This is a genomic window from Bacteroidota bacterium (assembly GCA_018816945.1).
In the GTDB taxonomy this organism is placed as follows: domain Bacteria; phylum Bacteroidota; class Bacteroidia; order Bacteroidales.
The window spans coordinates 1-13,050 of record JAHIVC010000021.1; the positions used below are offsets into that span (position 1 = coordinate 1).

General features: G+C 36.6%; 4 protein-coding genes. 3 read left to right on the top strand and 1 reads right to left on the bottom strand.

The features are described 5' to 3' along the window. Nucleotides 1-6,563: fibronectin type III domain-containing protein (locus KKG99_03740; protein MBU1012090.1), on the bottom strand; the 6,563-nt coding region annotated here is incomplete at its 3' end. 695 nt (nucleotides 6,564-7,258) lie between these two features. Between KKG99_03740 and KKG99_03745 the strand changes: the two genes are divergently transcribed. Genes KKG99_03745 through KKG99_03755 form a run of 3 tightly spaced genes read left to right on the top strand, consistent with a single transcriptional unit; the run spans nucleotide 7,259 to nucleotide 13,024 of the window. Then, on the top strand, nucleotides 7,259-8,140 hold the full coding sequence (locus KKG99_03745) for an ABC transporter ATP-binding protein (protein MBU1012091.1): 882 nt from the start codon (nucleotides 7,259-7,261) through the stop codon (nucleotides 8,138-8,140). An 18-nt stretch (nucleotides 8,141-8,158) separates the two neighbouring features. After that, complete coding sequence (locus KKG99_03750) at nucleotides 8,159-11,506, top strand: hypothetical protein (GenBank protein ID MBU1012092.1); 3,348 nt, start codon at nucleotides 8,159-8,161, stop codon at nucleotides 11,504-11,506. Between the two features lie 39 nt (nucleotides 11,507-11,545). Beyond that, complete coding sequence (locus KKG99_03755) at nucleotides 11,546-13,024, top strand: TolC family protein (protein ID MBU1012093.1); 1,479 nt, start codon at nucleotides 11,546-11,548, stop codon at nucleotides 13,022-13,024. Nucleotides 13,025-13,050: the final 26 nt, after the last annotated feature.

A 13,050-nucleotide genomic window follows, 5' to 3' on the forward strand; every position in this document is an offset into this window, starting at 1 on the left:
AAAACAGAAGGTTGATAATCCAGATTAGTAGCTCCTGAAATATTGATGAAATTCGTCTTATCTGTTGAGCTTTGCCATTGGTAAGAATATGGCGACCATCCTCCTCTTGGTTCTTTTCCATTTAATTTTTCAGGAATGGTGTTATATGCAATATGCTGATCCTCTTTAATTGATCCAACTTCAAATTCAGGAAATACAACCATAGTCAACTTGTCAGTAAAAACCGTTCCACACCCTGAAGCAGAAGATTGCTTTAACCTGAAATAGGTTGTGTTGGATGCTCCGCCGGCTTGATAATCCAGACTGGTAGCCCCATAGACATCTGTAAAATTTGACCCGTCAAATGAACTTTGCCATTGATAACTATAAGGTGTTTTTCCACCTGTTGGTGCCACTCCTATAAATTTTTCAGGTGTGGTTCTGTAATATAAAACCTGAGATTCAGAGATTGAACCGGCAATAAATTCACCATGAACGGTAATCTTAACAATATTCGTAGCAATGGTTCCACAACATGTAGGAGTTTGCAATATCCTATAATAAGCAGATTGCGCTAAAACCGGAGGCTGATACTCTAACGTTGTTTCTCCTACTATATTAGTAAAGTTTACCCCGTTCGTAGAACTTTGCCACTGATAGGCATAAGGCGCTACACCTCCTGTTGGCGTTGTACTTATTAGCCTAGCCGGAACAACATTGTAACATAGATTTTGATGTTCGCTGATTATGCCGCTAATAAATTCTGGCAGCACTGAAATGGTCATGGTATATGCTGCATCACTATAGGCACCCCGAAAATCCTTAACCTTAAATGTAAAAGTAGCATATGGAGAGCCAAGGGTGTTTGATTGCGGAATAAAAACCAACTTCGAAACATCAGTACAGTTAAGTCCTGCGGTCACATCAACATTGTTATATTTAAGTTCTCCGGCCGTTTCAATTGTTTCAATACGTATCCCTGCGAATACATCGCTGTCAATATCGTTATATGTAAAATCTGCATCCTTGAATGTGTAATTTGCATTCTCGTAAGTATTAACATTATCATTTCCACCGGTGGGAGAATTGTTGAAATTACCTGCCGTAATTGGCGTTATTGCATCTACAACATTTACAGCGGCATCGGCGCCCTGAGCCCAATCCTCGGCGGCAGCAAGATTATAAACTGTATTGTCGTTTGATTGCGTTCCCGGTTTATTAATAATAATATTAACAGCGGCTTTATCTGTTGCATCCAGAGTTATTGCAAACTCTGTACCCGATGTAATTTCAACATCCGCACTTCCTACAAGTGTATATGTTGCGCCGCCTTCGCCCCTAAAAGTGTATTTTGAGGCATCAATATCGTTTGCTGCGCCTGCTTTTTTCACAAATCCTGTTCCTGTTGCTGTCAATATTCCATTACTCCAGTGATATGAAGCAGAAATTATTACCGGTACCGGAACATTACTTGACGTTATTCCATTACCAACAGCATCAACAACATTCACAGCAGCATCTGCGCCTGCAGCCCAGTCTTCAGCTGCCGCCAAATTATAGGTTGTTCCGGATGTTGATGAAGTACCGTTTTTATTTATTATAAGGTTAACCGTATTTTTATCTTCTGCATTCAGAGTAAATGTAAATTGCGTGCCCGAGGTAATTTCAACATCAGTAGTATTTGCAAAAGTATGAGTGTCTCCGCCTTCGCCGGTAACAGTAAATTTTGAAATATCTATATCATTCAATGCGCCGGATTTATTCACTAATCCTGCACCTGTAACAACAAATACTCCTGTTGAAGCATTATAAGTTGCCGAAGTGATTGTCGGAACGGGTACATTACTCGCCGTTATTCCATTGCCTGTTAAATCTGCCGTGTTACCGGTTGTTACATTGGTGCACCAATCATCTGCAGCCGCAACGTTATATGTTGTTCCGCTTGTTGATGTTGTTCCATTTTTATTAATTATTTGAGCCACTGCATTCCTATCAGTTGCACTTAATGTAAGGGTAAACTGTGTTGCGCTGGTTCTTTCAACATCGGGTGTATTCGTCAGCGTATAGTTATCTCCACCTTCGCCGGTGATAGTAAATTTCGAAGCATCTATATCCGCACCTCCGCCATTTGCCTGAATATTTGTTCCGGTAACAACCATTACTCCTGTTGCTGCATTATAAGTTGCACTTGTAATTTTTGGTGTAACTGATACTGTTATTGCGTTACCTGCTAAATCAGCAATGTTTGCCGAAGGATCAGCGCCAGCAAGCCAATCTTCTGCTGCGGCTAAATTATATACTGTTCCACCGCTTGATTGTGTGCCAAATAGATCAAGTTTTGCATCTATTTGGGTTTTATCTGCCCCTGTTACCGTAAATGTAAATTCGGTTGAAGAAGTTATCTCAACATCTGTTGCGCTTGTTATTGTATATGTGCCTCCTTCTCCGGTAACGGTGAATTTCGAGACATCAATATCATTGGCAGTTCCCGGTTTTTTGAAAAGGTTTGTTCCTGTAACAACGAAAATACCTATATCTGAATCGTATGTTGCGCTTGTAATTGTTGGTGTTTGTACATTGCTTACTGTTATTCCGTTTGTTGCATCAGCAATATCATTTGCCGATGGAGATGCCTGCATCCAATTATCTGCTGCCGCAAGGTTATATACTATGGCATCCGCCGATTGTAGTCCGTTTTTATTCAGTAATCCGTGAACATTTAGTTTATCGGTTGCGCTAAGGGTCAACGTGAACGCTGTTGCAGATGTTATTTCAACATCAGGCGTATCTGTTAGCTGATAAGTGTTATCCCCCTCGCCCTTAATTGTAAGAAGCGATGCATCAATATCATTTGTAACTCCCGACTTATTTACAAAGTTTGTTCCTGTTGCAACAAGCAGCCCTGTTGAAACATCATAGGTTGCCGATGTTATGGCAGGGTTTGCATAGTTGCTCACCGTAATTCCATTGCCGTTCAAGTCAGCTATGTTTTCTGCTGCATCAGCTCCGGTTAGCCAATCCTCTGCCGCTGCCAGGTTATATGTTGTTGCATCCGCCGAACTTGTTCCGTTTTTATTCAACAACGCTTCCACATTTGTTAGGTCCGTTCCGCTTAACGTTACACTAAATTCAGTTGCAGAAGTAAGTTCAACATCTGTTGTACTGGTTATTGTATATGTTCCTCCGCCATCTCCGGTAATTGTCAATTTTGATATATCAACATCGTTTGCTGCACCTGCATTTGCTACCAAGCCAACTCCCGTTACAACCAATACATTCGTAGTGTAATCGTACGTTGCCGAGCTTATTGTCGGTACCGGAACGTTGCTTACCGTTATTCCGGTTGTTGCGTCTGAAATATTATTTGCCGCAGGAGAACCCGTCATCCAGTTATCTGCCGCTGCAAGGTTATAGGTGGTCCCTCCTGCCGAAGAGGTCCCGTTTTTATTCAGTAACCCGTCAACATTCAGTTTGTCACCTGCGCTCAGTATTAAAGTAAACTCAGTTGCAGAAGTTATTTCTACATCACTGGTATTGGTTAGAATATATGTTCCGCCTGCCTGGCCGGTAAACGTAAAAAGTGATGCGTCAACGTCATTTGCAGCACCGCTTTTTAAAACAAAGTTTGTTCCTGTAGCTACTAACTGACCTGTTGATACATCATAGGTACTCGAGGTTATTGCCGGGTTGGCAAAGTTGCTCACGGTTATCCCGTTTGTCGCATCTGCTATGTTATTTCCTGCCGGTGCGCCTGTTAACCAATTATCTGCCGCTGCCAAATTATATGTTGTTAAATTTGTTGCAGATGTTGTTCCATCCTTGTTCAACAATGCTTCAATATTAATTATATCTGAGCCTGTTAAGGTTATACCGAATTGTGTTGCAGAGCTTATCTCAACATCAGATGTGGTAGATAACGTGTAGGTATTTCCGCCTTCACCTCTAATGGTCAATAAAGAAACATCAACATCGTTATTCCCGCCGGCGTTGCTAGCTAAATATTTACCAGTTACGACCAACTGATTTGTACTAAAATCATATGTGGCTGAGGTGATTTCGGGATAAGCATAATTTGCGGCATCGGGTGTTGGCGGCTGTTGGGTATAACTTGATGTATTTCTAAGTCCGCCGCTACCGCTTGGAATACGTTGGTTGGAGTGGTTATCTTTATTTCCCCGTCCATTCTCATTTACCTGTGGTTCCCCACCATTAATCAATTGCAATAATTCGGCATCGTCGACATCATCAGTATCATACACAAAAGCATCAATAAGATTTGTTGTTGTAAGTATTGTATTATCTGGAAAATCTATCCCATTTCCAATAAACAGAGCAACTGCATCAGCACCATTTTGGAGCTGATCGTTATTGAAAGTAATATTAACGCCAGATACTCCGCTATTACCAATAACGAAATAACCATTTGCATCAGTTGAATACCCATCTAAATCGATACCATTCAAATGTCCTCCAACATTGTATGATTGATTATCAGAACCATTATAAAAGACCAAAACTAATCCATCAAGACTGACATTTCCGGTTCCACCATCAAATAATTCAACAAATTCTAATTCGTCTGTACCTGGTGTATCGGCATCAACTTCATTAATCATTATCGTTTTCATGGCTTGATTTGCAGGATTCCCCGAAGCCGCACTTGTGTTATATGCTTCATAGCTTGGCGTTCCATTGTATTCGCATACCATAGCTCTGTAGGTTGCGCCGGGCATAAGTCCTGTAATATTAACAGATGTTCCTGCCCCATTATAAACGCAGTACCATCCTGTTGCGGCAATCTGTGTTCCTGATTTAAACTTTGTATTAGCCGTGTAGGTTGTATTATCAACAGGCGCGGCATTTCCAGAATTTCCTTCGTACAAAAACACAGTGCGGTTTGATCCGTTTCCGCTTGTCCAATCAATTTTCAATTGAGTAAGTTCAACATTTGTAAAAACAATTGAACTTGATTGTATTGTAGGAGGATCATGTGCGGTTGTTAGAGAAATTGTATTTGAGTAACTACCTGTCCCTGAAGCATTATAAGCTCTAATACGATAAAAATACGATGTATTTGCAGTAATGTTTGTATTTACCAAGTACGTTGTTACATCGCCAATATCTAAATCGTTATATCCCGATACTTTACTGTTAAAATCAGCATCAGTGGCAATATCCAATTTATAACCCGTTGCTCCTGTCATCGAGCTCCAATTAGCATAAAAACTCGTTCTACGAATTGTTGTTGCACTATTAGCAGTCGATGTCCCAGGTATTGTTAGAAGATTTTTTGAATCCGAGTTACTGCTAGTTCCTATTGCATTAGATGCTCTAACTCGGAAATAATAGGTAGTTCCTGAGTTTAATCCAGAAATATTATAAGTTAATACATTACCAACATCTCGATTATCAAATCCAGTAATATTTTCATTAAAATTACTGGCTAGGGAAACATCTATATAATAACGAGTAGCTTGAGATGAACTATTCCAATTTGCAGTGAATGAATTACTTGTAATTCCATCTGCAGCAATAGTAATAGGAGAAGGAGGAGATGTTGTCAGAGATTTGGTACCAGAATAAGCACTTCCACCTGAAGAATTATAAGCTTTAATTCGATAATAATAATTTGAATTCGCTGATAATTCATTAACATTATATATTGTAACATCACCAACATTTTTACCATTATAACCACTAATATATGAGCTGAAATCAATATTTGTTGACACATATAGTAGATAGTAAGTAGCTCCAGCTGAAGTATTCCAATTAGCGTTGAAGGAAATATCTGTAATGTTAGTGGGTGCTTCACTAACAGGAGCACTAGGTGAAGTTGTTGCTGAAACCGCGTTGGAATTACCACTTTCACCAGCTCCACTATAAGCTCTGACCCGAATATAATATTTCGTCCCCTGACTTAAACCTGAAATAGTTGTACTTGTTGGTGCGTATGGATCTTCGGCACTTTTGGGAACATCCTTTGGATCTAAACCAGATACTAATGCAGTAAATATATTATTTGTTGAAACATATACATGATAGCCAGTTGCACCTGGTGATTGTGACCATGATAGATTCATCGAAGTTGAACCAACACTATAAGGGCTGTTTAGCGTTGGAGCTGAAGGTGGTATTGCTCCAGCATCACTTATTTTAATATATCCACATCCATTTGGCGTACTTATAAATCTTGTATTAAGTGGTGGAGTAGAAGCAGTACTTGGCTTATAATGCCGTACATTAGCACCATTAATATCTGTTGATCCTAAAGGCTTCCCAACAACCCATGACGCTCCAATTCCTGCGCTCATATTTGCGTGATATAACCAATAACCATCTGGTCCTTCATAACAAGCTTTCCCATTATTAGTACCGTTTTGATAATAATTGCCAAGAATTTCAGCAGGCCATGCACTTGCACAAATGTCATCTGCCCCATCATTATTTACTGAAAAATTATTTTGTCCATAGCCTATATAAGAAACCAGGAAAATAAGAATATTAAATAAAAAGGCTTTTTTACTAATATTGAGTTTGTTTCCGTATTCCTCAACGGTCGATTTATTTTTTAAGAAGCTCATAACTTTAATTTATAAATTGTTAAAGTTGCTGTTGAATTCCAATCTTTTTATTTATGAAGCTCAACTATAAGAAAAGCTTCAATTAATTATTGAAAATATATTCTTGGGGAGAGAAGTAGTTTATTAGTGATAAATAACGAGAAAGTTCAAAATGGCATATTTGAATTCTTTTCAATATGTAAAAATAACTAATTCTAATAAATTGTCAAGTCAATTATAAAATATTTGTTATTTTTTATTTTGGTCAAAACACTAATTATCAATATAAAATTAAGATTCTAAGTACGAGATAGTTTAAAATTGTTCAATCAATTTTAAAATAGAATAAGAATTTTTGCAATTGATTTATAGAATATCATCTTCAAATTCAGAAAGGTTCAGGATGCATTTTAGAATTTAGGCGATTAATTGTCGGCCTTCAAAATTGGTTAAGATTAAGAAAAATAAAAAATATTTAAAAAATATTTGGATTTACCAAAATCATGATATACATTTGCAGTGTACTATTTATGTAATACACTAATACAATTATATTAAGATCATATAAAACATTTTTTATTACGAGTACATTTTAAAAATGTTGAAATAAGTTGTAACGGATAAACAAATCAATCGTCTAAAAATAATTAGCAAAGGTTTTAGCAAATTATAGCTTCTTAACCATATTATAATGTTGAATAAATTACCACAAATTCATGAAAATCAGCATCCAGGGATTAAGCAAAACCTATGGTAACGGAAAAACAGCTTTATCCGATATCAATCTTGAAATTGAGAATGGCATGTTTGGGCTGCTTGGCCCCAACGGTGCAGGTAAGTCGAGCCTGATGCGAATTTTGGTTACCATCATGAAAGCCAGTACCGGCAAGGTAAACGTTAATGGTTACGACCTCACTAAAAACCGAAAAGAAATTCGCAAAATGTTGGGCTATTTACCACAAGATTTCAGGTTCTTCACAAAACTAAAAACCTGGGAATTTTTGGATTATGCTGCAGCACTTTCAGGGATAAAAAGCAAAAAAGAACGGTTAACAAAAGTTGATGAATGGCTTGAAAAAGTTGGGTTGTTCGATGCGCGCGAACGTCAGGCCAATAATCTTTCGGGAGGTATGAAAAGAAGGCTTGGTATTGCACAGGCACTTATCGGTAGCCCAAAAATTATTGTGGTTGACGAGCCAACAACAGGTCTTGATCCGGAAGAAAGAATTCGTTTCAGGAATATCCTATCTGAATTAAGTCAACAAGATGTAATAATTATTCTTTCAACCCATATCGTTGGTGATATTTCGAGTGTTTGCCAAGATCTGGCTTTATTAGATGAAGGACGGATGCAATTTAACGGTTCACCGGAAGAGCTGATCAAAATGGCCAAAGGTCATGTTTGGCAAGTAAATACTTCAGGTACCGAATATGATATATTAAAGAATAAATATGCGGTGATTTCGACCATCCCATCTGATGAGGGTTGGGAAGTACAACTGGTTGGAAAGGATATTGAAGCAAAGCAGGCAATTGAGATAGAACCGAATCTGGAACATGCCTATGTTTATTTCATGGAATATTTATCAAACCATTAAAGAAAAAATTTAATTCATATGTTTTCAATCCACGCCCTAAAAACCATTGCCCGTTATGAAATGCGCACCTTATTGCGTGGGTGGTTTTTCAGAATTTTCGCAGGATTAACCATACTCGGTCTGGGTGGTTTTAATTTAGCCGTTTTTCTGGCAACAAGTGGTTCTCCATGGATTTACAGAGCCCTACCCGCCTCCATGCCTTACGTTAATCTGCTCATTTTAAATTTAGGTCAGGCAATTGTTGCAGTATTTCTTGCTTCTGAATTTTTAAAACAGGATCGTAAAAACGACACGATTGAAGTAATTTATGTCCGTTCGATGACAAATGCAGAATATATTCTTGGAAAGACAATTGGAATACTCTACGTTTTTTTGGTTTTAAATCTTTTCATCTTACTGATGGGAATAGGATTTTCGTTTATCAGTAACGATTCGGCAAAAGGTATCAGTGAATTCTTTTATTATCCATTATTAATTAGTCTGCCAACACTTGTATTTATTCTTGGTCTTTCATTTTTCATCATGACCATATTCAAAAATCAAGCAATCACTTTTATTGTTATACTCGGATATATTGCCCTTACCATCTTTTATTTAAATACAAAATATTATCACATTTTCGATTATATCGCTTATCAGGTTCCGATGTTCAATTCGAGCATTGCAGGGTTCGGAAATATTCAGGAGGTACTCATCCATAGAGGTATGTATTTTTTTATTGGTTTGGGAATGGTATTTTTCACTATTTTCAAATTGCAACGATTACCTCAGGCAAAAAAGCTTACTTCCTTCCCACTTATAATAGCCATTATATTTATATCGGTCGGCGGTTTGTTGGCTCGACAATACATTAAAATAAAGGAATCAAATGTTGATCTTAAAAAACAGATGATCAGCCTGAATAACCAATATGTTCATTATCCAAAAGTAAGTATAACTGATTCGAAAATAGAACTTCAACACCTTGGAGAGAGGCTTAAGGCAAAAGTTGAGATGCAATTCATTAATAGTAATAATCAACTTATTGATACGCTTATTTTCAGCTTAAACCCTTCTCTTTCGTTAATTTCAGCAAATATCGATGGTAAAGACGTTACTTATAATAGAGATTTACATCTGATAAAAATCTTTCCAGGACAGGATATTGAAAAAGGAAGGAATTACAGCTTGACACTTGAATATGAAGGACGCATCAACGAAAACACCCATTTTTTAGATACCGATTTGGAAAATTATACAGATAATTTTTCTCTTGAGATATTTAGAATTCGTAAACGATATGCGTATTTAAAAGATGATTTTGTATGCCTGACAAGCGAATCGTTGTGGTATCCAATTTCAGGTGTTGGATATTCACCACTCGATCCTTCATTATATTATCCCGACAATACTAAATTTCATTTAACCGTTAAAACAAAAAATGGCTTATTACCTATATCTCAGGGTAAAATGGCTGAATTAAATGAATCAACTTATCAGTTTGAACCTGAATTTCCCCTACCTAAAATTAGCTTGCTGATAGGAAATTACACCAAATATTCTATACGGGTTGATTCGGTTGACTATAATTTATTTACAATTAAAGGAAATGAATATTATATTTCACATTTCACAAACATTTCTGATAGTCTTCCTGGCATTATCAGAAGTTTAAAAAATGAATACGAAAATCATATAGGTTTAGATTATCCATTCGAACGATTCTCATTAGCAGAAGTTCCGGTACAATTTGCATTAGACAAACATTCTTTTTCAATGGCAAGTGATGCGGTGCAACCGGAGATAGTCTTCTATTCAGAAAAAGGTGTAACCATGGAAGAAACTGATTTTAAAAAGAGAAGAAATCAGTCGGAAAGACAAATGAAGCGTGACAATGAAGAAATTTCTCCTGAAGAGTTGCAGACCAGAATTTTTAAACGATTTGTGAGAGGTAATTTCATGGCAAATTCTAGTGAATGGTATCAGTTTGAGGAAGTGGTTGATAGAAATACATACTCTATTTTCCCAAATTATTATTCATTTATCACTCAATTGCGTTCAAAAGATTGGCCGATGCTTGATTTGGCTCTTGGAATTTATTTAAAGGACCGCAATGAAAATGCCATTTCATCAAACAGATGGTTTTTTGAAGGAATCAGTAAAGGAGAACGTGTAAACCTTGAATTGAAGAAAAGTTCTCTGGAAGAATTAATGAGTAATGGCATTTCAAAGCAAACCGAAAGTGAAGAACATGAAGATTTAATGACTTTAAACGATGTAATACTTGCTAAAGGAGATTATCTTTTTTCACTTTTCCAAGCTCGATATGGTAAAGATGCCTTTAACCAGTTCCTGAATAACTTAATTGCTCAAAATCAGCATCATTCCTTCTCTTTTGAAACCTTTAATAATGATATTCAAAGAAAATTCAATGATTCAATTTCTACTGAAATACAGGACTGGTATTCAAAAAGGCAGCTACCGGGCTTCTTAATTAAAGATTTACAGACTTACAAAGTGCTGGAAGGAGAGTTTACGAAATATCAACTCAAGTTTAAAATATCAAATCCTGAAGACATTGATGGCTTAGTAACTGTAAATGTTGATTTGAATAATCAGGAAATAAGACAAGATAATAATCAGGTAACAGTCGACTTCTCGAGAGAAATACATATTCCGGCACATACAGCACGCGAAGTTGGATTTGTTTTCTCAACCGAACCTAATCGGATGAATATCTACACCCATATTTCAGAAAACCTTCCTAATAATATTATTTATGATTTTGATTCTTTTGAAGAAATAAAGAAAATTGCCTCATTTGATGATATCCTTTCTTGTGAAATGTTCACCAGCTTGCAAGAAACTAACGAAATAATTGTAGATAATGAGGATACCGGATTTGAGTTTGTACAAACCTCAAATAGAAGTTATTTAAAAACACTCGTTGATAAAAACAAAGTAGAAACTTATAAATATGTCGGGATAAGATACTGGAACCCTCCTACTGAGTGGAAACCGGTATTGCGTTCCGGATTTTATGGAAAATATGTCAGATCGGCTATGTATACCAGTTCATCCGGAGAAGAACGAACTGCCGTTTGGCATGCAAATTTAACGGAAGGTGCTTATTACGATGTGTATTGTCATATCGAAAAGATCAATATTCAGCGAAGGAATCGCAATCGCAAACCCGACTATAATTTCAAGATTTATCACGAAGCCGGAGTTGAACAAATTAACCTGACAGATGAAGAACTTGAAAACGGATGGAATTACTTAGGATCATATTATATAAGTCCTGAATCGGCTAAGGTCGAATTGCTTAATAAATCAGTAGGCCAAATGATTTTTGCTGATGCAATTAAATGGGTAAAAAACAATTAAAGCGCAACAAATTTGAAATATTATAAATTGTTTAGAAAGATGAAATATTTGAAAATTATAATGGTGGCAGCAGTGATGCTTTTCACCGTTAATCTTGCTACAGCACAAACCAAACTTACTTTGGAAGATGCGATGGAAATAGCTTTGCAAAATAGTCCCGATATTTCAAAAGCAAGGTTAAATATGGAGCAAAACAAAGAGTATTTAAATGCTCAACTGGCCTCTTTAAAATCCAGGTTTTCGTTTGAGGTAACTCCTTTTTCTTACTCAAAGACCGACACTTACAACGATTACTTCTCCGAATGGTACACCTCCGAAAATAAAGGTGCTAGCGGAAGTCTAACCATTGCTCAGCCCATTAAATTCTCAGATGGTACTTTGATTCTAAAAAATGATTTTGGATATCAGGACAACTTTGCAGAAGCAAGTCAGAACAACTATAAAGGTTATAATAATAACCTGTATTTGCAATACATCCAACCGCTGTTTACTTACAACCGCACCAAGATGAATCTTGAGAAAAATCAATTGAACCTTGAAAATGCAACCTTGGCTTATGCAATTGAGATGTTAAATTTGGAAAGATTGGTAAATCAGGCTTTTTATTCTATTTATCAGAAACAGATGGCCTTTGAAATTGCCAAAGAAGAGTATGAAAATCAAAAAGTAAGCAAAGAAATTATTGAGAGTAAAGTTGAAGGAGATTTATCGGCCAAGGAAGAATTATATCAGGCCGAGTTAAATTTGGCTACAAGTAAATCAAGTTTAGATAATAGTCTTGTTAATCTGGAAAACGCCAAAGATCAATTCAAACAACTCATCGGGATGTCGTTATACGAAGAAGTAGAAGTTATTACAGATATCAAATATACACCTGTAAGCATTGATCTGGAAAAAGCAATTTCGAATGGCCTTTCTCAACGATTGGAGTTATCTCAACGGCAAATAAACCTTGATAACGCACAATTTAATTTAATCGAAACATCGGCAACCAACGAATTTAGGGGCGATATGCGCTTATCGGTTGGGATCATTGGTAATAATGAAAAATTTCAGGATATTTATTCACGACCCACGAAAAGCCCCCAAGTTGGCGTAACTTTTTCCATTCCAATTTTTGATTGGGGCGAGCGGAAAGCAAGGATCCGTGCTGCCGAAATTGAGATTGAAACCCTTAAAATTGATAAAAAAACACTCGAAGATGATATTATTATTAACATCCGACAGGTATATCGAAATCTTAACAATTTAGTTTTGCAAATTGGAATTGCAGAACAAAACGACAGAAATGCCCAGCTGACTTATGAGATAAATCTGGAACGATATAAAAATGGAGACCTCACAAGCATGGATCTTCAACGGTATCAAACCCAACTTTCATCCAAAAAGATGGAAATGTCCAATTCCCTGATTAATTATAAATTAGAGCTGCTGAACATGAAAATTCAATCACTTTGGGATTTTGAAAAAAACACATCCTTTGTCCCTCAGGAATTACAAAATAATATTAATAAATAGTGAAATTAACCATACAAACAATCAGT

What these genes read in the sequence shown, in the direction of transcription:
- KKG99_03755 (MBU1012093.1), top strand. Translation starts at nt 11,546, where the DNA reads ATGAAATATTTGAAAATTATAATGGTGGCAGCAGTGATGCTTTTCACC.
- KKG99_03750 (MBU1012092.1), top strand. Translation starts at nt 8,159, where the DNA reads ATGTTTTCAATCCACGCCCTAAAAACCATTGCCCGTTATGAAATGCGC.
- KKG99_03745 (MBU1012091.1), top strand. Translation starts at nt 7,259, where the DNA reads ATGAAAATCAGCATCCAGGGATTAAGCAAAACCTATGGTAACGGAAAA.